General features: G+C 39.5%; 24 protein-coding genes and 1 pseudogene. 14 read left to right on the top strand and 11 right to left on the bottom strand.

Annotated elements, in window-relative coordinates; genetic code table 11:
• Position 1 precedes the first annotated feature (1 nt).
• The gene (locus tag FPL17_RS04495) at positions 2-1,339 is read left to right on the top strand and encodes a TrkH family potassium uptake protein (RefSeq protein WP_159883509.1); all 1,338 of its coding nucleotides are present in this window, start codon (positions 2-4) and stop codon (positions 1,337-1,339) included.
• Here the strand turns inward: FPL17_RS04495 and FPL17_RS04490 are convergent.
• The 4 genes from FPL17_RS04490 to FPL17_RS04475 all read right to left on the bottom strand — a co-directional run bounded on the left by FPL17_RS04490 (position 1,327) and on the right by FPL17_RS04475 (position 6,547).
• Complete coding sequence (locus tag FPL17_RS04490; protein ID WP_159883507.1) at positions 1,327-1,854, bottom strand: cysteine peptidase family C39 domain-containing protein; 528 nt, start codon at positions 1,852-1,854, stop codon at positions 1,327-1,329. The genes FPL17_RS04495 and FPL17_RS04490 overlap by 13 nt on opposite strands.
• The gene (locus FPL17_RS04485; protein WP_159883505.1) at positions 1,855-3,024 is read right to left on the bottom strand and encodes a phospholipase A; all 1,170 of its coding nucleotides are present in this window, start codon (positions 3,022-3,024) and stop codon (positions 1,855-1,857) included. It abuts the gene before it with no gap.
• A gap of 20 nt (positions 3,025-3,044) precedes the next feature.
• Positions 3,045-5,984, bottom strand: a complete 2,940-nt coding sequence (locus tag FPL17_RS04480) for an insulinase family protein (protein ID WP_159883503.1) — start codon at positions 5,982-5,984, stop codon at positions 3,045-3,047.
• A 128-nt stretch (positions 5,985-6,112) separates the two neighbouring features.
• Positions 6,113-6,547 carry a GNAT family N-acetyltransferase gene (locus tag FPL17_RS04475; protein WP_159886789.1) on the bottom strand — a complete coding sequence of 145 codons (435 nt, stop codon included), beginning with the start codon at positions 6,545-6,547 and terminating at the stop codon, positions 6,113-6,115.
• A 208-nt stretch (positions 6,548-6,755) separates the two neighbouring features.
• Here FPL17_RS04475 and FPL17_RS04470 point away from each other — a divergent pair, with 208 nt between their 5' ends.
• The 8 genes from FPL17_RS04470 to FPL17_RS04435 all read left to right on the top strand — a co-directional run bounded on the left by FPL17_RS04470 (position 6,756) and on the right by FPL17_RS04435 (position 12,606).
• Positions 6,756-7,769, top strand: a complete 1,014-nt coding sequence (locus FPL17_RS04470) for an adenosine kinase (RefSeq protein WP_159883501.1) — start codon at positions 6,756-6,758, stop codon at positions 7,767-7,769.
• Positions 7,770-7,785: 16 nt separating this feature from the next.
• Entirely contained in the window at positions 7,786-8,091 is a 306-nt protein-coding gene (locus FPL17_RS04465) for a Rieske (2Fe-2S) protein (protein ID WP_159886787.1), read from the top strand.
• Between the two features lie 22 nt (positions 8,092-8,113).
• Positions 8,114-8,725, top strand: coding sequence for an OB-fold-containig protein (locus FPL17_RS04460; protein WP_167515391.1), 612 nt, complete (start codon positions 8,114-8,116; stop codon positions 8,723-8,725).
• Between the two features lie 553 nt (positions 8,726-9,278).
• On the top strand, positions 9,279-9,470 hold the full coding sequence (cydP, locus tag FPL17_RS04455; protein WP_004806751.1) for a cytochrome oxidase putative small subunit CydP: 192 nt from the start codon (positions 9,279-9,281) through the stop codon (positions 9,468-9,470).
• Positions 9,470-11,047: a cytochrome ubiquinol oxidase subunit I gene (locus FPL17_RS04450; protein ID WP_159883498.1), complete on the top strand. Its 1,578-nt coding sequence runs from the start codon at positions 9,470-9,472 to the stop codon at positions 11,045-11,047. Before cydP ends, FPL17_RS04450 begins: the two co-directional genes overlap by 1 nt.
• Positions 11,044-12,189 (top strand): cytochrome d ubiquinol oxidase subunit II, encoded by a 1,146-nt coding sequence (gene cydB / locus FPL17_RS04445; protein ID WP_159883496.1) that lies wholly within the window; start codon positions 11,044-11,046, stop codon positions 12,187-12,189. The genes FPL17_RS04450 and cydB overlap by 4 nt, the downstream gene beginning before the upstream one ends.
• 14 nt (positions 12,190-12,203) lie before the next feature.
• Entirely contained in the window at positions 12,204-12,305 is a 102-nt protein-coding gene (cydX, locus tag FPL17_RS04440; RefSeq protein WP_004653762.1) for a cytochrome bd-I oxidase subunit CydX, read from the top strand.
• A 4-nt stretch (positions 12,306-12,309) separates the two neighbouring features.
• A complete protein-coding gene (locus FPL17_RS04435; protein ID WP_004806745.1) occupies positions 12,310-12,606 on the top strand; it encodes a cyd operon YbgE family protein in 297 nt (98 codons plus the stop codon).
• Between the two features lie 60 nt (positions 12,607-12,666).
• Here FPL17_RS04435 and FPL17_RS04430 read toward each other — a convergent pair whose 3' ends face one another.
• The gene (locus FPL17_RS04430; RefSeq protein WP_228277592.1) at positions 12,667-14,880 is read right to left on the bottom strand and encodes a TonB-dependent siderophore receptor; all 2,214 of its coding nucleotides are present in this window, start codon (positions 14,878-14,880) and stop codon (positions 12,667-12,669) included.
• Between the two features lie 230 nt (positions 14,881-15,110).
• On the opposite strand from FPL17_RS04430, the gene FPL17_RS04425 reads away from it, so the two are divergent.
• The 3 genes from FPL17_RS04425 to FPL17_RS04415 are packed head-to-tail and all read left to right on the top strand — an operon-like array spanning position 15,111 to position 17,319.
• Positions 15,111-15,368, top strand: a complete 258-nt coding sequence (locus FPL17_RS04425) for a hypothetical protein (RefSeq protein WP_159883492.1) — start codon at positions 15,111-15,113, stop codon at positions 15,366-15,368.
• Positions 15,369-15,656 (top strand): hypothetical protein, encoded by a 288-nt coding sequence (locus FPL17_RS04420; RefSeq protein WP_005212618.1) that lies wholly within the window; start codon positions 15,369-15,371, stop codon positions 15,654-15,656.
• Between the two features lies 1 nt (position 15,657).
• Positions 15,658-17,319, top strand: a complete 1,662-nt coding sequence (locus tag FPL17_RS04415) for a PepSY-associated TM helix domain-containing protein (RefSeq protein ID WP_159883490.1) — start codon at positions 15,658-15,660, stop codon at positions 17,317-17,319.
• Between the two features lie 50 nt (positions 17,320-17,369).
• Here the strand turns inward: FPL17_RS04415 and FPL17_RS04410 are convergent.
• The 6 genes and pseudogenes from FPL17_RS04410 to FPL17_RS04385 all read right to left on the bottom strand — a co-directional run bounded on the left by FPL17_RS04410 (position 17,370) and on the right by FPL17_RS04385 (position 21,662).
• Positions 17,370-17,876: pseudogene (locus FPL17_RS04410) on the bottom strand (GNAT family N-acetyltransferase).
• Positions 17,877-17,939: 63 nt separating this feature from the next.
• A complete protein-coding gene (locus tag FPL17_RS04405; protein ID WP_159883488.1) occupies positions 17,940-18,623 on the bottom strand; it encodes a YccT family protein in 684 nt (227 codons plus the stop codon).
• A 221-nt stretch (positions 18,624-18,844) separates the two neighbouring features.
• A complete protein-coding gene (locus FPL17_RS04400; RefSeq protein ID WP_005188087.1) occupies positions 18,845-19,441 on the bottom strand; it encodes a nitroreductase family protein in 597 nt (198 codons plus the stop codon).
• 182 nt (positions 19,442-19,623) lie between these two features.
• On the bottom strand, positions 19,624-20,742 hold the full coding sequence (gene ftsY / locus FPL17_RS04395) for a signal recognition particle-docking protein FtsY (RefSeq protein WP_005212624.1): 1,119 nt from the start codon (positions 20,740-20,742) through the stop codon (positions 19,624-19,626).
• A 119-nt stretch (positions 20,743-20,861) separates the two neighbouring features.
• Positions 20,862-21,191 carry a hypothetical protein gene (locus FPL17_RS04390; protein ID WP_151715205.1) on the bottom strand — a complete coding sequence of 110 codons (330 nt, stop codon included), beginning with the start codon at positions 21,189-21,191 and terminating at the stop codon, positions 20,862-20,864.
• 111 nt (positions 21,192-21,302) lie between these two features.
• Positions 21,303-21,662: a hypothetical protein gene (locus FPL17_RS04385; protein WP_004806721.1), complete on the bottom strand. Its 360-nt coding sequence runs from the start codon at positions 21,660-21,662 to the stop codon at positions 21,303-21,305.
• A 226-nt stretch (positions 21,663-21,888) separates the two neighbouring features.
• Between FPL17_RS04385 and FPL17_RS04380 the strand changes: the two genes are divergently transcribed.
• Together FPL17_RS04380 and FPL17_RS04375 are read left to right on the top strand one after the other, a co-directional pair.
• A complete protein-coding gene (locus FPL17_RS04380; RefSeq protein ID WP_159883486.1) occupies positions 21,889-22,122 on the top strand; it encodes an SEL1-like repeat protein in 234 nt (77 codons plus the stop codon).
• Positions 22,123-22,527: 405 nt separating this feature from the next.
• Complete coding sequence (locus FPL17_RS04375; protein ID WP_005188075.1) at positions 22,528-22,905, top strand: DUF2750 domain-containing protein; 378 nt, start codon at positions 22,528-22,530, stop codon at positions 22,903-22,905.
• Positions 22,906-23,023 lie beyond the last annotated feature (118 nt).

The raw sequence follows: 23,023 nt of genomic DNA, 5'->3' as shown, positions 1-23,023 counted from the left end.
CATGGCATTCAAAATAAACTCCCAGAAGATTTTCAATCTAAGCCCGCCATCTTTACTGGCAATTGGGTTTCTTAGTTTTATTATCATTGGCACGATACTGCTAAAAATGCCGATTGCAAATAAAGGCAATGTCAGTTGGATGGATGCCTTATTTACAGCAACTTCAGCCGTGACCATTACTGGCCTATCCGTGGTTAATCTGAATGAATCATTTAATCATCTCGGGCAGTTTATTATTCTTTTGCTAATTCAATCAGGTGGTTTAGGCTTTATGACCTTTGCCATCTTGGCAGCATTGAGTCTCGCACCTAAACTCGGCTTAAAACAACAAATGATGGCGCAAGATAGCTTGGGTCAAACCAGCCTATCCAAAGTGACCTTCGTTGCCAAAGGTGTCGTGCTATACACCCTATTTTTTGAGTTGATTGGCGTCATTATCCTGACAGCCTCCTTTGCGCCAATGTATGGTTTTGGTCGCGGGCTTTATTATGCTGTTTTCTATAGCGTCTCAGCTTTTAATAATGCAGGTTTTTCCTTATTTGATAACAGTCTGATTAACTTTCAAAGCCACTATCTGATTTGTCTCACCATCAGCATGTTATATACCCTAGGCGGGATCGGCTTCTTGGTTCTGATTGATGTTAAGCAAAATAAACGTTGGAGTAAGTTGACCCCAAACAGCAAACTGATTCTGAGTACCATCGCAATTTTAAATCTTGTTGCATTTATCTTAATTTGGTTATTAGAGTCCAACAATCCTCTCACGCTCGGCTCAATGGGCCTTGGTGAACAAGCCATGAATGCTTGGTTCCAAGCGACTGTGCCACGTTCGTCAGGGTTTAACACCATTGATACAGGTTCAATGGAACATAGTACCGCTTTATTGACCATGTTATTGATGTTTATTGGTGGTGGTTCTCTCAGTACCGCAGGCGGTATTAAAGTCGGTACTTTTGTAATTTTATTACTCTGTGTGATTTCCTTTCTACGCCGTAATGAAGAAATTCGGATTTTTAACCATTCAGTTTCACAAGAAACGACTTATAAAGCACTTGCAGTGACTGCCATTACAGGCATGCTGGTTTTTGTGGGGTGCTTTATTGTCTTTCTGCTTGAACCAAAATTAGATGTGCTCGACCTGATGTTTGAAGTGGTCTCTGCCGCATGTACTGTAGGGCTGTCACGAGGTGCAACAGGTCAGCTGCATGATGGTAGTTTGTTTGTGCTGAGTTTGCTGATGTTTACAGGACGATTGGGACCGTTAACACTGGCCTATTTAATTGCGACTCCAAAGAAGAGCCGCTTAAAACACGCCAATGCCAATATTCAGATAGGATAATGATCAACAGGCTGTTGAATCACAATCACTTGTCGACAAATTTCATCGCTTTGACGTTGTTGTTCAAACACTGTTTTAGACATCACGTCAAAATGATCACAAAAACTAATTTCGTGTTCATCGATTGAATAAATCAAGGACTGGTTCCCCATACCTTGTAATGTGTCATAAAACACGATCACGAAGTGGCCTTGTTCAAAAGCTTTCTGAATCTCTGAATATGTTAAAGCAGCCTGAACTGGGATCTGAAGACGCTGTGCATCAAGATAACTTTGCTTTTCCTTTTCATCAATATGAGGGTCAGGCGCCGTATAGAACGATACCTCAAACCCTAATTTTTTCAGTGCCACAGCCAAAGCAATAGTGAATGTCCCGTCTTCTCGATCATGGCCAGACAAACGAATCAGGTCAGCAATATCAATATGGGTATGATATTGCTTCACGATTAACCAGAGTGCAAAGACACCACAATTTGCTTCAAGCTGTAATAAGGACTCTGGAATATTTAAACTCATTTAGTACCAGTTCATTAAAGATACACCCAAGCCGACATAGGTTGCTCGGTGGTTATAATCAATCAAGCTCTCGCCATAGCCATCAAATATTTGCAAATGACCACGTAATTTATCTTTAATTGGGAAAGCCCAGTCAAACTGAACCGCTCCGTGCGAACGATCTCCACCTTTCAATGAATGACGTAACATCAGAGAAAAGTCGTTATCGCCTTTACGGTAGAATGCGGTTAAATCACCACGACCGATATAATCTTTAATATCTGGATTATTATCATCTTTGGCTTCTTCCTCTACCCGATACCAAGGACGAACCATCAAGGCGAAATTATCTTTTTCAAATCCAAGATTGAAAATGACACGGTTCCAACTACGTGATAATGGATCTGAACGACCATTAGACTGATGGTTCAAGGTCACACCAAGCAAACGGGCATTGAGACCTAAAATCTCATAGTTGGTCCTAAACATCAAACTTGCTTCAGGCTCATAATTGGTCTCGCGAAATGGTCGCGACTCTTCCGAATTATAGACTTGCCAACGAGATGACTGAGTATAACCCAACCAGAGATCACCATTATCACCAAAGATATTTTCCCAAGCCTTGGTCTTAAAGGAAAGCTGAAATTTGGCTTCACTTGACGTTAATTCTTGCTTCTCTTTGACCGTATTTTCTGGATTTGGGCTACTTGGAAATTCGTTTTTGTCACTGGTCCAAAACACTGGAAGCAAATAAACAGGTTGATAGGCACGAATGTTCCACACCCCGAGCTTGCTTTCTTCCGACAACTCCCAACGACGATCTAATAAAGAAACATTTGGATCAAATTTCGGTGCAGCCCCTAACAAATGCAAATCACTTACTTTTTGAACCACTTTATCTTTTAAAGATTCTGGCTTGGCTTTTTCATTAGACTCAATCACAGGCATCGCGGCTGCAACCACTGGTGCGGCATCCGTCTGAGCTTGTGTTGGAATAATGACAGGTGCTTTATACAGGCTATCATAACAAGCCAAGCGTTCAGCATTTGCAGCCAAAGCCACACATGCTTCAACACTCGCAGGGCTTGTCGGTGCTGTAGATTGTGCATTCGCCAACGATGTCGTTAAAGAGCCAAGTATCGCCATGATACTGAGCTCCAAATGACTACGTTCAAAAGATTTGAACGCCATAGATTTCTCCAATTTTTATTTTAATTGACTTGCTGAATACTAAATCCAAGTTTCTGCAATTCTTCACGTTTCGCAAATGGCGCAACCACGGCTTTCACAGGTTTTTGAGCCAATAGATATTGCTTCGCAACACGCTGTAAATCATCCAAGTTCACGTTGAGTAAACGCTCACGTAAAATTTTACGGAATTTTGGTGTGCGTGCGTGTAACAAGGCATAACATGCGGTAATTGCTTCCCCAGCCGGTGAACCTGGTTTATCCATACCTGCCACTAAACCTAAAATTGCTTCCTCAAGTTGATGTGGCTGTTGTTCGGTATTCAATAACCATTGCACACTAGCTTCAAAATCATTAAATGTTTCTGCTAAACGCGGATCACGATAGCTATAGAAACGGAACGAACACGCATTGCCATCATAGCTAGCTCCACCACCATATGCGCCGCCTTTTTCACGAATCGCACTGTGTAAGAAGCCGTTACGCAAATAAGCAGCCAATACCATTAAAGGTGCTGCATCAGGATGCGCGACATCGACTGCTTGATAAGCAGATGAACAGAATTGGACATTGGCTTGAATCAACCATGCTTCATCGTCGTTGGTATTGACCTGTTCTACTTGCGTTAAAATAACAGGTGCTTTATCAACAACCAGCTTATCCCAAACTTTTTGCACTTCTTCAACCAAACGATCAGATTGATGTTCTTCACATACTAACAAGAATTGTTTAGGTGCTTGCAGCAACTTACGATGAATCGACTGTAATTCAGTAATCAATGCTTGATAAGCGCTATCATCTTGATCAATTTTCGCAACCAAGTCACTGAGCCAGTTCAATGCACCTAAACCCGTATTGTGATAATCACGGCGCGCAAGTGCACTCATTTGACGTGAAGCCGCTTGCATCGCATAACTATGACCAGAACCAGACAAACGTGACTGCCAACGCGTTTTACGTTGCTGTAATAACTCGATAATGCGGTCTTTTTCATCAAAACGAAGTTGCTCAAATGCCAATTTTAATAATTGAATGGCATCTAGTTTTTGCGTCAGTGATTTGGTCGTTAAAGTCAGCCATGCACTGATACGGTCTTTATCATCGACCTTACTGCGCAATGATGCCCCCATACCTAAACCACCACTTACTGCGGTTTGGATTTGCTGGAATTCCAAATAATCATACTCACCTGCACCAACTTCTCCCATTAGAATTGAAAGTAAATTGAAGTATGGAGATTGTACGATTTCATCTGGAATCTGAATCAACACTTGTTGGTAGTAAATACCATTGGTTCCTGCATGATATAGATTCAATGGTGTATCTAAACCATTGCAAATAATTTCACGTAGTTGACCTTGCACAATTTGCAGTTCAGCAGGCACATCTTCCAAACCAACTTTTGGTAACAACTCAAGATCATCTGGTGTGTCTTGGCGTTGCTTTAATGCAGCCGTTTTTTCTTGGATTTCAACTTTCTGCGCATCAGTGAGATGAGCTGTAATCTCAGCCAAACGTGCTTGTTCAGCCTGTTGTTCTTTCACTGATTTGGTTGCGTCAGGTACCAAAGTCATTTGTACACGGTGTGGATTATCCAACAAGTGAGTTTGAATTAAGTTTGATAACCACATTGGGTCTTTTAACTCTTCTTTCACCTGCTCAATCGCAGAGTCCACATCCCAGACATGAACTGGATCACTGTGATGAATCGCACTACCTAACCCATTCAGAATCAGACTGAGACCATACGGTGTACCATCACCATTGATTTCACGTTGATGTAATTCAATTTGATGAAGAATGGCATCGACAAAATCAGTATCTACTGGCTTAGAAGCAACATCTTTCAGAATATCGAGAATGCCATTTTTAAATGTTTCTGCATGTTCAGCATTAGAACCTTGAACACCACAATAGAAAGTCATTTCAAAGTTGCTGTCATCAACACCCATTAAAGGACCTGTTGATTGTGCATAACCACAAGTTTCTAAATAATGGCGTAAAGGTGAAGCAGAGTTTTCTAATAGAATTCCCTCAACCAAACGCATACCTAGACGTAATTTAGTATCACTGGTTTCAGGTAATAACCACGACATGACATGGTAAGTCTTATCTTTCAGATCTTCACTATCAACCGCATAGCTTTCAGTCACTTCTACAGGTGCAGTTAAACGCTTTTCTGGTTTTGAATATAAAGTTGTTCCTTGAGAAAACTTATGCAGAGCTAGTTTCTCAAATTGCTCTTGCAAGTCGTATGCACTTTGATTGCCAAAGGTCACGAATACAGCATTGCTTGGGTGATAGTGAACTTTATAGAAATCCACCAATTGCTCATAGCTTAGGTCAGGAATATCTTTAGGATCACCACCAGAGTTGTAGTGATAGGTCGTTTCTGGGAATAAATGATGCGCCAGTTGATGATATAACTGATCTGAAGGAGAGCTCATTGCTCCTTTCATTTCATTAAACACCACACCTTTATAAACCGCTTGATCATTTTCCAGCTCAATACGAATACCTTCTTGCGCAAAATCCAAAGGGTTTAAATTCGCGGCAAAGGCAGCATCTAAATACACCGACAATAGGTTTTGAAAGTCCTTTTTGTTCTGTGTTGCAAATGGATAAGCCGTCCAATCCGCTGCTGTGAATGCATTCATAAATGTATTCAATGAACGGCGGATCATTAAAAAGAAAGGATCACGTACAGGGAACTTTTCAGAACCGCAGAGTGCCGTATGTTCTAAAATATGTGCAGCACCTTTGGAATCCATCGGCTGAGTTCTAAATGCCACCAAGAACACATTTTCATCATGCGTTGTGGCCAAATGGTAGTGAACTGCACCAGTCACTTTGTGCTTATATTCTGAAACTTGAATATCGAGTGCTTCTACATGGTGTTGACGTAATAGCTGAAACGCGGGATGAGTCGTTTGATTAATGCTTTCAGTAACATCGACAGTCATGTGATCTCCAATTTATCTATTTAAATCATTACAATTGATTATAGAGAGTCTACCGAAGAATACGTATGGATATCCATGTAAATTACTATGTTTTTGTAGAAAAATGCAGCGGCTAATCAAAACACACTTTATTCAAAAACTTTTCGAAAATTAGTATGTGCCCAGTTTATCCGTTCATACCCCATACTTTGATAGAAAAAAGCGGCTTCCTCGGTATCAGTAAACAAATGAAGCCTTTCAAAATAGGCTTGCGCATATCGTTCGATATGCATCAATAAGTAAGTTCCGATTCTTTTTCGACGATAATCTGGATGAATATAGAAACGGCGTAAACGACCCACTTTATTTGCGTAATCAAAAGGATCTTGATTGAGTCCACCTATCGCAATCAAATGATTTTTTACATATACAGCAAATAGAGCCTCTCCAACTTGATCAAAACGATTTCGACCTGTTTGAAAATCTTGTTTTAAACGTTGTAGAAAAAGAAAATCCTCTTGCTGGGCAAACTCAATCAACAAATCCAGCTCTGGCGGTAAATGATAAATACGTTCTGCTCTCAATAAAATGTCTTCCACGAATTCTTAAACCCTATTACTAATTGAGAATTATTATCAAAACAAGCCCATCTTATTTAATTCTTGTTATTGTCCTTTTTTGTTGTATATCTTTGGTTTTTAGAATAAATAAGATGGATTTCTTTCAACAAACTACTGTATTCCTGAGCATTAGTGTAAACTTTGCTTTTTGATTTTTACTGTGATGACAAACATGGCAACTGTTGATCTTTTTGCAATTGGTAATGCACTCATTGACCAAGAATTTAAGGTTTCAAATGAGTTTCTAACGCAACAGGGATTGCCAAAAGGCACAATGCATTTGGCCGATGGTGAAACACAGGCAAATTTATATCAAAAATTACAAGATACTCAAAGCTACAAGGGCCAAGCAAGTGGTGGTTCAGCAGCGAATACAACCGTTGCTTTTAGCGCCTTAGGTGGTACTGCATTTTATGGCTGTCGTGTAGGTAATGATGAACTCGGTCGCATTTATCTCGATGGCTTAAACGAAGCTGGCATTACAACCACAACACAATCAATCAGTGAAGGTGTTACAGGTACTTGTATGGTTCTGATCAGCCCAGATTCAGAACGTACCATGCAAACCTATCTTGGTATTACCGCTGAATTATCCGACGAACAAATCGACTTTGAACCGCTTAAAACCGCAAAATGGCTGTATATCGAAGGTTACTTATCAACCAGCGATACCGCACGTGTTGCAGTTAAACAGGCACGTGAACTGGCTAAAGCACACGGCGTTAAAATTGCATTATCACTCTCCGATCCTGCAATGGTGCAATATGCACGTCAGGGTTTGGTCGAACTCTTAGATGATGGGGTAGATCTGTTATTCTGTAATGAGCAAGAAGCGCTCATGTTTACCGAAACAGACAATCTTGATGCTGCAATTGAAAGCCTAAAATTAAAAAATCAACATATTGTGATTACACAAGGTGCAAAAGGTGCTGTGATTGTTGATCAAGTACACCACTTCCATGTTAATGGTCGTGCAGTTGAAGCCGTAGATACCAATGGTGCTGGCGATGCATTCTCTGGTGCATTTTTATATGCAATCAATGCTGGTTTAAGCTTGGAAGCAGCGGCACAACTTGCTATTTTGATCTCAAGTGAAGTGGTTGCTCAATATGGACCACGTTTAAGCGTAGACAATTACGCTAAACTCTTTGAACAATTCCAGAAAGCTCAACAGGAATGTGCATAACATGGAAAAGATTTGCATGACTGAAGAAGTCCCTGAGCGTGAGTCTCGTGCATACGACACCATGAAAGGGACCACGATTTTTATTACTCAAAAAGATGGCAGCTTCTATGCCTATCAAAATGTTTGCCCACACTTGCAAACTGAACTTGAGTATTTAGAAAATCAGTTCTTGGACCAAGATAAAGAATATATTCAATGTTCTACTCATGGTGCACTGTTTTTAGTCGAAACGGGTGAATGTATTTCAGGCCCATGTCTAGGTGAATTCCTTGAGAAAGTAAATTTGGAAGTCCACTCAGATGGTGGTATCTATATTGATTAAGCCCTAGATCATGAATTCTGCGATGACTGAGTTTTTCCTCAATTACTATCTGATGCCATTTCATATGAGTGTCGTGGCTTTAATTGTGCTCAGCATTGCAGAAACCATCGGGATTGTCATTGGCTTACGACCGAGTCAATTGGTTCAAAAGCTCACCCCAGATTGGTTACTGAATTCACCTCTACTCGACGTGAAATTTTCTAAATACCTGATCTTTGTTTTTTTACTGATTAATTTTAGTTTTGCAGGCTATTTTCTGGAACTCTCGTTCTTTGCTTTGCAGCACTACTTCATTTCACCTTACTATTTATTTGTTCCAGCATTGATCATCGATATTTTCTTTACCGTATTTATGATTCATTGCCTAGATCAGGTGATCAAACCCAAAGTCACTCATACACATACCAATTTGGTTGGCCGTTTAGCCACAATCTCAACTGGAAATGCACGCCCTGGTTTCTCAGCTCAGGCGCGTGTGCGTGATGAATTCGGACAACTCTATTATGTACAAGTTGAACCTGAGTACGGTGAATTGGAATTACAGTCCCAAGTGTTGTTAATTAGCCAAAAATCAAACTCACACTATCTGGCGAAAAAAATATCTCTCTCAAATAACTTATTCGCACCAGACTGATTTTTGTCTCAAAATTGCGATTGAGTAGTGAAAAACAGTAATTTTTACATTTTATTACAAATATATCCTGCAAAAGTTTTGAATTTAGCTCTTCCCTTCTTGTTGTTTTCATGATCTCACTGGCACAAAAAACACAACAGTGATACCTATCACATTTTTTAGAATAATCTCTACCTATACACTAGGTTTTGTAGAGACTTCATTGTAAGAATTATTTAATTATGTAATTAAAACGATAAGTCACTGTATCTATTATTAATTTTATATTCATACTGTTTTAGTTGGTTTAATATTTATTTAATTCAGTATAAACCTTATCTTTTTAATCAGATTTAAAAATATAAATACAACCATTTTGATCAGGTTTTAAAATTAATTCATATTATTTTAGTTGGTTAAAATAAATATTTTAAATATTTCAACAAAAACATTGCATCACATTGATTTAAAACAATTATTTTATTTTATATTATTTAAAAATTCTAAAGGTTTATTTTCAATGAATTTTATTTAATAATGTTTTACATCTTCTTTAAATATGAGGCTAGGTTCTATGAACACGAGTTCTCAAGATCCAAATCGGCGACTCATCAGAGAAATCACGATTATTCTTATTATTAAAGTTGTACTTCTCTTGGTGATTAAACACATCTGGTTTGATGCGCCAACGATTCCAAAAGATTTTAACAATGAAGTTGCCGAGCGTATTGCTGGTGACATGTCCAAAACTCAGGAGACACGTTGATGATTTCTGAAAGCGTGGTCGATCTTTCGCGGTTCCAATTTGCAATGACCGCAATGTATCACTTTCTTTTCGTCCCTCTAACTTTAGGTCTAGCTTTTATTCTCGCCATCATGGAAACCACCTATGTGATTTCTGGTAAAGAAATTTATAAAGATATGACTAAATTCTGGGGGAAACTCTTCGGGATTAACTTTGCCTTAGGCGTAACCACTGGTCTGACTATGGAATTCCAGTTCGGTACCAACTGGGCTTATTATTCTCACTATGTAGGCGATATTTTCGGGGCACCGCTTGCAATTGAAGGCTTGATGGCTTTCTTCCTAGAATCCACCTTTATTGGTTTATTCTTTTTTGGTTGGGATCGTCTATCGAAAGTACAGCACTTAGGTGTGACTTGGTTGGTGGCGATTGGCTCGAATATGTCAGCCTTGTGGATTCTCATCGCCAACGGTTGGATGCAAAACCCTGTCGGTGCTGCATTTAACTATGAAACCATGCGTATGGAACTGGTGGATTTTGGTGCACTGATCTTTAACCCTGTGGCACAAGTAAAATTTGTACACACAGTTTCTGCAGGTTATGTCACTGGTGCAATCTTTGTACTTGCCATCTCAAGCTATTACTTATTAAAGAAACGTGATTTACCTTTTGCGCGTCGCTCATTCGCCATCGCTGCAATCTTCGGTTTAGCGTCAACTTTATCTGTGATTCTTCTTGGTGATGAATCAGGTTATGAGTTGGGTGATGTTCAAAAAACCAAACTTGCTGCAATCGAAGCAGAATGGCATACCGAACCTGCACCTGCAGCATTCACCTTATTTGGCCTCCCAAATCAGCAGGAAATGCGGACCGACTATGCAATTAAAATTCCTTATGTGATGGGGATTATTGCAACACGTTCTACCGATAAAGAAGTGACGGGTTTGCGTGACTTGATGAAAGAGCATGAAGTGCGTATCCGTAACGGTATGGCAGCCTATAGCGAGTTAGAAAAACTGCGTGCAGGTGATCGCTCTCCAGAATTGTTAGCTTCATTTGAGAAAAATCAAAAAGACTTAGGCTATGGCCTACTTTTGAAAAAATATTCTCCAAATGTGGTTGATGCGACTGAAGAACACATCCAAGCTGCAACTAAAGATACCATTCCAAACGTAGCGGCACTGTTCTTCTCTTTCCGTGCCATGGTTGCTTCTGGCTTCCTCATGCTGTTGTTATTCTTGTTCGCGACTTGGGCTGTGGCAAAACGTAATGCCGAAGATAAACCTTGGTTACTCAAATTTGCTTTGTTTGCTCTCCCTCTCCCATGGATTGCAGCTCAAACAGGTTGGTATGTAGCTGAAGGTGGTCGTCAGCCATGGTCGATTGGTGAAATCTTACCAACACACCTCTCTGCATCAAGCGTAAGCGCTGGTGATGTGTGGGGCTCGATTATTGCGCTTGCAGCGTTCTATACCGTACTGCTGATTATTGAAATGTACTTAATGATCAAATTTGCTCGTTTAGGTCCAAGTTCTTTACATACTGGTAAATATCATTTTGAAAAACTAGAAGCAAAAACTGGGGAGGCTCAATCATGATCGAATATGAACTCCTAAAAATTATCTGGTGGGTGCTCGTTGGTGTACTACTGATTGGCTTTGCACTTACCGATGGTTTCGATATGGGCTCAATGGCACTGATGCCATTTGTAGGTAAAACTGACTCTGAACGCCGTGCTGCAATAAATACCATCGCGCCTCACTGGGATGGGAACCAAGTCTGGTTTATTACAGCAGGTGGTGCACTCTTTGCTGCTTGGCCAATGGTCTATGCAGTTGCCTTCTCTGGCATGTATTGGGCCTTACTACTGGTGCTATTTGCCCTGTTCCTGCGACCTGTCGGCTTCGATTATCGCTCTAAATTAGAGAATACCCAATGGCGAACCTCTTGGGATTGGGGCCTATGTATCGGTGGTGCCGTTCCTGCACTGGTGTTTGGCGTAGCATTCGGTAACTTGTTCTTAGGCGTACCATTTAGCTTAGATGACACTTTACGTTCGCAATACACAGGTAGCTTCTTCGCACTATTGAATCCGTTTGCACTGATTTGCGGTATCGTCAGCTTATCAATGCTATGTGCGCATGGTGGTGCTTGGCTGATGTTACGTACCGATGGTAATTTACATAACCGCTCTGCCAAAGCAACACAAATCATGGCAATCGTGTTCCTTGTGTGCTTCTTGGCTGCGGGCGCATGGTTAGTCTTTGGCAATATCTCAGGTTATAGCTATGCAACTGCGATCAATACCAACGCTGCGCTGAATCCGCTTGCTAAAGATGTGGTGACCAATGCCAATCATGGTTGGTTAAACAACTATGCAACATATCCGATCACCATGGCTGCACCTATCGCTGCAATCTTAGGTGCATTATTGGTGATTGTCAGTGCAGCGAAACATAAAGCGGCTGTGAGTTTTACCGGTACAAGTCTGATGATTGTTGGTGCAATTCTCACTGCTGGTTTTGCCTTGTTCCCATTCTTATTACCATCAAGCATTGATCCAACTTCAAGCTTGACTATGTGGGATGCGGTTTCTAGTCATAAAACCCTTGGTGTAATGACCGTTGCTGCATGTATCTTCGTTCCTCTCATTTTGATCTATACCTCTTGGTCGTATTACAAAATGTGGGGTGTCATCACCAACAAACATATCGAAGAAAATTCACATAGTTTGTATTAATCAGGAGATATGACATGTGGTATTTTGCATGGATTCTAGGTGTCTTGATGGCATGTTTCGCAGGCGTACTCAGTGCGCTGTATATCGAACATCATCAAGATTTAGATGAGGAATAATAGAATGGCTGAAGCAATGACAACACCGAAGAATAGTAAAGCGCAAGTACTTGCAATGACCATTTCGTTTTTGTTGGCATTGCCGCTTGCTGCTATTTTACTGGTCCATCCATCGCTGATGTTGGATGCCAACGGACATTACAATCATAGCTTACTGATGTTGGTGATGATTGGGATTTCTGGTGGCTTCGTGCATGGGGTTGGGTTTATACCAAGATTCTGGTTATGGAAATGGTTATTTAGTCCTTATATCGCTTGGCCATTAATGGTATTGGGATATTTCATTTGGATTGGAAATTAATTTCTGAGAAATCTAAAAAAGAGGAAGCAATATTGCTTCCTCTTTTTTATCAACTTGATATTAAAACTTAAAGGATACAGAACCCGTTACACTACGCGGTGCACCAAAGGTTTGATTTGAGGTATTCAAACGATAGCTTTTATCCGTAATATTATTGAGATTTAAACCTACGGTTAAATCTGGGCTGAGTTCATACTTCGCCATTGCATCAACCAATGTAAAAGCTTTTTGACCATTGCTATCACGGGCAAAGCCGTCCATATCATAGCTGTTATAAATTTTACTCTGCCATGTCACCCCAGCCCCCACACTCAGCTTGTCTAAATCACCAGAAAACTTATAAGTAGCGAAGAGCTTAAACTGATCTTTTGGAATATCGGTATTGATACGATCGCCTTTTTCTTTGGTCTCTGAATAAGTATATCCGCCATTTAGATTCAGATTAGGCAGCACTTCTCCTGAAATCGCAGCCTCAAAGCCTTTTGTTATCGCCCCTTTTGCTGAACGGTAATATGTCGTCCCTGCAACGGCACCAGGCACTTCTTCGCTCATTGTGTATTTGCCTGCATCAACAGCAACATTATCCATATTCGATTGGAATAAAGCCAAACTGGTGTTCACACGACCCGCAAATAGTTCGCCTTTAGCACCTAGCTCATAGCTATCACCTTGTTTAGGATCCAGCAATTTCATTTGATAGTCTTTATTCGCTTGTGGTGAGAAGATACTGGTATAGCTAGCATAAACCGCCCATTCAGGTGTGACATCAAAAACGATCCCTGCATAAGGCGTAAACTGATCATCAATTTTAATTTTTGTTCCACTATTTTTATTACCAGACTCGGCATAATAATCAATGCTCGAAACACGCCCACCCAATATAACTTTCAAATGATCGAGAAGATTTAAACGAGTTGCCAAATAACCGCCATATTGTCTAAATTGCAGCACAGAATTTCCTGCACTTGACGCTGTATATAACCCAGCAGGCTGTGCGGTATAACCATTCCAGCTTTTGATATTAATTACGCCTGTTTCACCCATTACCCGATTGTAGTAAGGATCATTTTGGTCTACATCCTGAAAGTTTGCACCAAGCATTAGCTCATGTTCACGACCAAAAAGTTGATATGGTCCAGTCACACCCAAATCAACAGAATGCTCAACAGGTTTAGTGTGCTGATAACCAGCAGTCACAGTTGATGTATTTTTTTCATAATCAGTGTAATAAATAGGTTTGCCATCAGCGCCAATGACCTGTACACGCTTGCCATCTTGCATCTTATAAACGCCAGATGTATTTGATCCAATCACACCATAGATGCTTTCTGTATCGGTTGTCGCAAAATTATAATTTGCATTCAACTTCCAACGATTTTCAAACTCATGCTGCAACTGCGCAAATGCATTTAGACTATCGGTATGAGTATAAGCCCATCGTGGGGCTGAGTTGTCGTTGCGTCCCATTGGAGAAAGAATATTCTTCGCATCAAAATTTGCGTAAGCGTGGATACTTTGGCCATCACTTTCATTACGGCTTAATGACGTACCAATACTTAAAACTGTTTTATCACTTAAATCAGCATCCACTACACCATATAAAATGGTTGATGCAGCATCGCCCCATTTCTGCCAGCTATCACCTTGTTGATGTGCTGCGACAACACGACCACGAATACTCCCGGATTCATTCAATGCTTGAGAGGCATCAATTTCACTACGCCAGGTATTCCATGAACCATAACTCAGCTTGGCAGATGATTGAGCATTTGCTGTTGCATGCTTACGGTTAAAATTAACACTGGCGCTTGGCAAACCACTACCATTTAACAAGCCAGTTGCCCCCTTAACAACAGTAATATTTTCAAAAATAGCGGTATCAATATTACTGAGAGCGGTGTTACTACGGCCTTCTATCGCAGGACTCGACAACAATCCATCAATCTGAAAGTTAATAATTTTAGAGCCACGCGAATAATACGAAGTATATTCACCACCCGTTCCCCAAGCAGATGCCGCACCATAACTTTGACGATAAATACCAGGAACCTGATCAAGCACTCCAGATACGCTTGTCAGATTTTGATCTTTCATTTGTTGTTCGGTTATCACACTCACTGACTGTGGCGTTTCTTTTAAAGACAGCTCCAGTTTAGTTGCCGATTTTGATTTTTTAATGGTATATGCAGAAGCTTCATGATCCGCTTTAAGATGAATAACAGGTAAAACATCCGATTTTTTTAAGTCTTCTAATTGATCTTCTGCCCACGTCATTGTTGTAGAAGCCCCAAATAGGCTAAACATAATCGCTATATATAAGTTGTGATGCTGCATTGCTCCCCCGATATGAAATATTTTTTTACATAGTACACAAATGATAACAATTATCAATAGCATTTGAATCATCATGTTCTGACTAAACCAATTAAGTTTTTGAATATAAGCTTTAATTTTTGTTGAATTTAAATAATAATTATTATCATTATAGTTAACAGATTAATAACATGACTTTAAAACTCTTAGGGATCATGGTTTCACTGCTTGCCTGTATGAGTGTCTATCTCAGCCACACCCATCAAATTTTTCTGAAAAAGCAGTTGTCTCGACCATTCTTCTACCTCGGACTTGTTGGCTTATTCGTCGGGTTAAGCATCTTGATTTATTGCTTACCCCTTTTGGTTGCTATTTTAATTTGGCTGGCAGTTGCTACGCTGGTTTGGTCATTTACCCCCTTCATTATGCTCATGAAAAGGCCAACTTAAATGAACATGCTTAAACAAAAACTACAACCTGATTGGTGGACCAAAACATTTGTTGGTGCCGTTCTCGGTCTCAGCTTTGCAATGGCGATGGGAGCAATCATTCTTTTACTCAGTAAATCCAATGCTGATTCTTCGATTGCACCACAATTGGGAATGTGGTCAATTCCTTGGATTTGGCTATGCGTCTTTTTTATTGTCTATTTCATCCCGAAAGGCTGGCAAAGCTTAGTGATCTACAGTATTGCCAATGTCCTTGCTTATGCCCTGTTATTTTGGATAAGAGCTTAAAATGAAAATTCGTGCGGATATTATTAAAACAGGCAAAAACCTCCATACATGGGTTGGCATAAGCGCAGGTATTTTATTATTTATCTGTTTTTTTGCTGGTGGGCTAACGATGTTTCAACATCAACTTAGTCAATGGGCAGCGCCTCCTCAGCAAAAGTTAGCAAAAATTCAAACCAACCAATACAACCAATTGGTCGAGCAAGTTCAGGCGAAGTTCCCTGAAACACAAAAGGCATTCACTTTAAGCTTTAACTGGCCAGAAGGACATAATGCACCTATCCAATGGGAAGTAGCGCATGAGGAATCTGAAGATCACCATGGCGTTGATATTGCTCAAACAAGCATGATGGCAACACTCGATAACAATGGACAACTGATTGCCAAAGAGGAAAATGTATCTAAATTAGGTTGGCTGATTGAACAACTGCATGAAACTGCGGGTATCCCTGGCATGATGGGACACCATACCACAGGTGTAATGGTGATGGGCGTTGTGGCTGTTTTATACTTTCTTGCCATAATGTCGGGATTAATCGTGTTACTCCCCACGCTGATCAGTGATTATTTTGCTGTGCGCAAAGGTAAAAACAAGAAACGCTTTTGGTTAGATACGCATAATGTCATTGGCATTACCAGCTTACCTTTTCATATCATTATTAGCGTTAGTGTCGTGGTTTTTGCTTTTCATGATATTTTTTATGGTGCACTCACCCAGCTAGTTTCGAAAGATAAGCCATTATTTGAACGTCCACCAGCCGTTAAGATTGTAGAGCCAAACCCACAACTCGATGTAGAAAAAATTTTCCTCAATATTCAAAAAGCAGCACCAGATTATCGTATTGATGGCATTCGTTTTAACCAACTTGATAATCCAGAACGTGCATCTGCCTTTGTTGCTTTATATCATCCGGATCGTATGCTTCGTGGTGACACTTTTGACTATATGTCATTTAATCCATATCAAAGTACACCTTATCCAACCAAAACCCTATCAACTGAAGAAAGCTCAGCGGCCTCACTGATTCGTTCAATGTTTGCCTTACATTTTGGTAATTATGGTGGTGAACCCATCCGCTGGATCTATTTGATCTTTGGCTTAGGTGGGGCTTATCTGTTCTATTCAGGCAATATTCTGTGGATTGAAACTCGCCTGCGTAAACAGAAGAATCCCAACCTGCCAGCACCACAACAGCGTAAAGACGTCATGTTTATTGCCAATCTGACCATAGGTGCTTGCTTAGGTTGTATGTTAGCGATATTTACCAGTATGTTGATTGGCCGATGGGCCTATGTCATACCATTGCAATTACAAAGTCATAACCATGTGTTTATGTATAGCTACTATTTAGTCTTTATTGCTTGTATTTCATACAGTTTTATTGTTGGGGCAGCAAAAGCTTTAGCTCAACTGTTCTTCGCCATTGCACTGGTTTTATTACTGATTCCTGCGACTTCTCTGCTTGCTTATGTGTTTCTAATCCAAGGACTTTGGTATTCAACAGGCCATTTGATTTGGATTGATATCACGGCTTTGATTTTTGCTTTAATATTTATACGTTTTTATCAACAAGCCAGAGATCGTGCACAGGCCGCGCCGATTGGTTCTATTTGGTCTACACAGAAAGTTGAGCAAACATCCACTCTTACTGAAAACCAAACTTAAACCGTTGTCGATAGAGCCTTGACTGTTGCAATCATGGCTCTTTTATATATTCAAGATTCAATCAGCTCAATAGGTACGATGGGTTGCCCGACTTCGGCCTCAATTGGATATTCGCTTTTCCGTCCCGTTATTTGGTAACCACGGCGCTGATAATAGACCAACAGCTCAGTTCGAACATCTAGAGCATGCATGACTAAATCACGAATCGTTGGATAATTTTGAGCAATCTATAACTCAGCATAATTGAGTAATTTACGCCCATAGCCTTGATTCTGTATGCTTGGATCAATCGTAAAAGTACCTATCTCGATACAATCAGCATTCAAGCTTAATCCGATGCAGGCAGCAATCTCATCATTATCTTGCTCACCCACTAATCATTCGAAATTTGCTTGCTGCAATATTTGCTCTAATTTAACTTTAGCAATGCGATCACCTTGAACATACGCTTTTTCAGTTGTCCAACTACGTTCTGATTGTTCTCTATAAGCGATATTAATCAGCTTAACCAATTGTTCCAAATCACTATTCTTTGCTTTTCTAATCGTTAAAGACATTTTTATTTTATTCCACACAAAACAAAGCCGATGATAACATCGGCTTTGTTATTAAATTTTAGATTAGTTTGTTTGACCAGCTAACCAAGCCATAAATTTTTGGCGTTCAGCTTTAGATGCTTTCTGCCACAATTCTGCCAATTGTTGATCTGTGGTTTTTGCTGTACCTACTGCCGCTGCTGTTGTTACTGCTACAGGCGCAGTTGCAGCTACTTGTGATGTAGTTCCTGCATAAACAGGTGCAGGTTGATTCGCAACATTATTCTTATTCTTTTGCGTTAAATCCAGAGTGCGGCTTAATAAATTATTGCCAGTAAACCATGGCTGTGCTTCATTATTTGCACCAGTTTGCTGGACCACCAGTTTTTTATTTTGATCATACAAAGCAACGGTAGGTTGATCTGCATATTTCTTTGCAGCATCGAAGTTTTTAGGTGCATTGACCAAACCTAGACTATAAGACTGATTGTCTTGTAAATCTTGTGCTTGAATGGTTACAACACCTGATTTAACGATGTCATGCTCACCATTTAAATGCTCAAAATATTCACGATAGCGAACATTAACAGTTAAATTGCCTGGATCTACTTGATAGTTATTCTTCTTTGATGGAATTAAACCATTATTTACTTCTTGACCATTTACAGCAAGAATCACGATTTCTTCAGGTGCAGTGATTGTGACTGCTGAAAAAACTGAACTACTTAATAATAACCCGAAAGCAGCAACACCAACTCTTAAAGACATTAGACTCTTCTCGATATAAACAATTTATGAAATCGTATGCACTATGCAATGCGATTGTGACTATTTTATGACAGAAAACAAAACTGTCTATTCCATCAATTCGGCTTATTTAAGATATATACAGCATTTTTGATTATAAGTGCCATACTTCTTTTGGCGAATATCCTATCCAAATAAAAAAAGAGCACTAAACAGTGCTCTTTTTTTCTACTCGTTTTAACTTAGTTAAAAGTTTTGAAACGTGCAGAATCATCCATATATGTTTTCTCGCCTGCCGCTGCTTCGATTGAACCGAATACAAGCTGAGCACGTAATTTCCAGTTTGCTGGAATATCAAAAGTTTCTGCAACTTCGGCATCAACAATTGGGTTGTAGTGCTGTAATGATGCACCTACACCGATTTCAGATAAAGCAGTCCATGTTGCGAACTGAGCGATTGCACTTGAATGTTCTGACCATACTGGGAAGTTATCAGCATATAATGCAAATTGCTCTTGTAAGCCTTTTACAACATCTTGATCTTCATAGAATAACGCTGTACCAAAACCAGCAGCAAAGCTATCAATTTTTGCACTTGTATTTGCAAATGCTTCTGCTGGTACCATTTTACGCAAAGTTTCACGTACGATTTCCCAGAATTTAACATGAGATTCACCGTACAAAGTCACAACACGTGATGTTTGTGAGTTGAATGATGATGGGCTTTGTTTTACCGCTTCACGAATGGTTTCTTCAACTTTTGTTTGGTCAACTGTAAGGTTTTTACCAATCGCATAAATGGTACGGCGTGATTTAATGCTATTTAAGAAGTTGCTCATGTTGTTATTCCTACCTTTGTGCCCTTTGGGGCGTTATCTTGGATTGAATGTAGTGTATAACGACGCATTTTTTAGGAATAGTCTAAAAAACATGACAGATCGTTTTATTTTTGAAACAGTCTTATTTTTTATTCGAAATAAAAAACTCCACATGTCGTGGAGTCTTTTTTAACACAATTTAATTACTTATCGGTTTCAAATAATGCAGCAACGAATGATTTAGCTGAGAAAGGACGTAAATCATCAATCTTCTCACCCACCCCAATATAACGAATCGGTACATGAGTACGACTTGCAATATTAAATAACACGCCGCCTTTTGCTGTACCATCAAGCTTGGTAATGGTAATCCCTGTTAAGCCAACCGCTTCATCAAACAACTGAACTTGGTTAATTGCATTTTGACCTGTGCCAGCATCAACGATAAGCATAATTTCATGCGGCGCAGTTGCATCAATCTTTTGCATCACACGCTTCACTTTTTTCAGCTCTTCCATCAAGTTGGCTTTATTCTGCAAACGCCCTGCAGTATCCGCGATCAAGACATCAATGCCTTTAGCACGCGCACTTTCAAAAGCATCAAAAATAACCGAAGCACTATCTGCACCGTGACCTTGAGCAACCACAGGGATGTCATTACGCTCCCCCCAAATTTGCAGTTGTTCAGTCGCTGCCGCACGGAACGTATCACCTGCAGCAAGCATGACTTTTTTGCCTTCGCCTTGTAAACGCTTCGCCAATTTACCAATGGTTGTAGTTTTACCCACGCCATTTACACCGACCATGAGAATCACATAAGGCGATTTGTTAGGATCGATATGCAGCGGTTTAACACGCGGTGCGAGTAAAGCGACTAATTCTTCTTGCAGTGCTTTGTACAACGCATGGGAATAGATCAAATCACCACGAGCTGTTCTTTCAGTTAAATTGGCAATAATGGTTTTGGTTGCATCTACACCAATATCAGCAACCAACATTTGCTCTTCAACTTCTTCTAATAACTCGTCATCAATCTCTTTGCCACCGATCAAGATATTGACCATACCATCGGTGAAACTACGACGTGTTTTAGTCAAACCATCTTTCATGCGGCCAAAGAATCCCGTAGCTTGGGTTTCTTCTTCAACAACAGGTGCTGTTGCTGCGATTGTTACAGGTGCTGGGGTCTCAACTGTAGTTTTTACAACTGGCTCATCAATAATGGGAACATCGACAGCAGGTAAATTCGGTAATGTGACATCATCATCACCAATGTCAGCATCTATCAAGAATTTATTTTGCATATTCGATTGCTGTTGCATGTCGATTCCTTGAGAATAAAGCAGCTTTTAAAAAAGACCGCTAGTCTAGCATAAATTGATTTCTTTTTTCCGACAGAGGCAAACCATTCATTTATAAATAAAAATGAATCGTTTAAAACTCACTCATCTTCTTTTGCCATTGCCGGGTATTGTTTAATACGATTCGATTCAAATTGGTAAGCATTTAAAAGCTTTAGATAATCTACACGTCGAATTTTAGCCTGCTCCAAAGTATCTTCGGCCAAATGCTGTGTTCTTGGATGGCTGGCCTGTTGTGCATACTGAACAACTTTTTGGTACTGCGCTGTGTTAATTGGACGTTGTAATGCGTTATACGCAAGTATAAAAATAGACAAAATAATAATACCGACCAAAACATTGTAAAATTGGTCCAACTTAAATCCTAATTTGGATTGCATAACCTTCTGTTTAAAAATTATAGACAACATAATCTACCTCGAATTAGAGGTAGTGTAAGTCTCTGATTCGCTAAGGACAAGCACAACGTTCAATAAGTCACAATTCCACAACTTATTGAACGCACACTACTTTAGCAATGATTAACTGACTAATGTACGAACAAAGGAAAAGTACAAAATAAATGCAATGATGACTAAGGTAATAAAAATGGCAAACATACCTACACCACTTTCAGCATCTGCAGGATGCAAGTCATCATCATCGGCAATATTTTTCAACTCTCCATCGTAGATCCTATAAAACTGATCTTTTTGTTCAGGACTTAAATGACTGGCAAAGTCATACACGCGTTTACGTTGTGCTAAGCAGTAATCACCCAAGTGGATTTCTTGATGGAAAATGGCTTCATCAAGTAATTGACGATGATGATGAGCTAACGCAATAATTTGACTTTCTAATGGTGGGACATCCACAGTTACGCCATCAATGACATTGGACATGTTATTCTCCTTTTCTATTATTCTCACTTTGATTTTACTTAAAATTATTTGCGACAAATGTTTAATCGTGTAAGATTTTATTTACGTAATGACACCGAATATATTTGACAATTCAATCAATTTTGTCATAATAATTTAACAAATCTAAGTTAAAGTAGCTTAAATTCAAAGTAGAGTAACTTTGAATAGAATTTGCGGTAATCATAATTAAAATAAGGAGTTATATATGATTCAACAATTTACACAACATGAACTAGAGCATGTATATGCAAATGCAGTAAATACAATTCAATCGCAAAAAAACTTCCAAGATGCAGTGAAAGAGCTTGAAGAAGTAGCTAAAGCAGGTCACGGTAAAGCGGCATTATTTTTAGCAGAGTTGTATTATCAAGGCTTCCGAGTAGAACGTGATTCCTTGAAAGCACAGTATTGGCAGAAGATGGCAACCTTACAAGCATAATGAAACGTCACTTAGGTGGCGTTTTTTAATACCTGCATAAAACGAATCAACATAGTTCTTTCATATTCCTAACTTGCGCTGTGCCAAAGCTTAATCGCTTTGTCTTGCTCAGGTGGCGTTTTTTAATACCTGCATAAAACGAATCAACATGGTTCTTTCATATTCCTGACTTGCGCTGTGCCAAAGCTTAACCGCTTTGTCTTGCTCAGGTGGCGTTTTTTAATACCTACATAAAACGGATTAACTTTATTCTTTCACGTTTCAGACTTGCGCTGCACCAAAGCTTTAGTCACCTGAATGAGATACCTACAATATTTGCTTACGATTTAGATCAATTGTTTAAACATAACTGCCATCTATCTTTCTTATAATAAAACATAAGTTTAAGAATATTAGTTTAATAACATGTATCGTTTTAGCCATTTCCAGCCAGTCTCACGTGAGTTGATGTTTAAAATTTCAATTCTAAAAACAATGATGTATTGTGGCGTTCTTTGGGGTTTATACCATCAGGGTTGGGCAATCAAATCGGATCAAGATGGTCACGTATTCCCCTTTTGGCTGAACGGCGTACAAGCTCATCGCTATGCTAAAGCACACTGGAAAAACTACACACCACGTAAGATTACGCCGAAAGATTTCCATGAATCCTTACTTCCAACTTTAACCCGTTTACAAGTTGAACCTGCTTTATTTAACTCTTCGCATCGTAAATTTAAACTTTCAACTCAGCAAATGCAGCATTTCTTCTTTATGCCACATCAATCAGTAGTGACGGTTTAATTATTCTTTCTACTCCAGTGATGACTTTTTAGGCACTCATGAAGAAAAGTTATCATTGGAATGAAATTAGGGCTTTGCATTTAAAAAAAATACCGTTAAGTTAAATGAAAATGACAAT

The sequence above is a fragment of the Acinetobacter dispersus genome, assembly GCF_009884975.1.
GTDB lineage: Bacteria > Pseudomonadota > Gammaproteobacteria > Pseudomonadales > Moraxellaceae > Acinetobacter > Acinetobacter dispersus.
The sequence above is the reverse complement of the archived record's forward strand: the minus strand, read 5'-3'. Positions and strand labels throughout refer to the sequence as shown.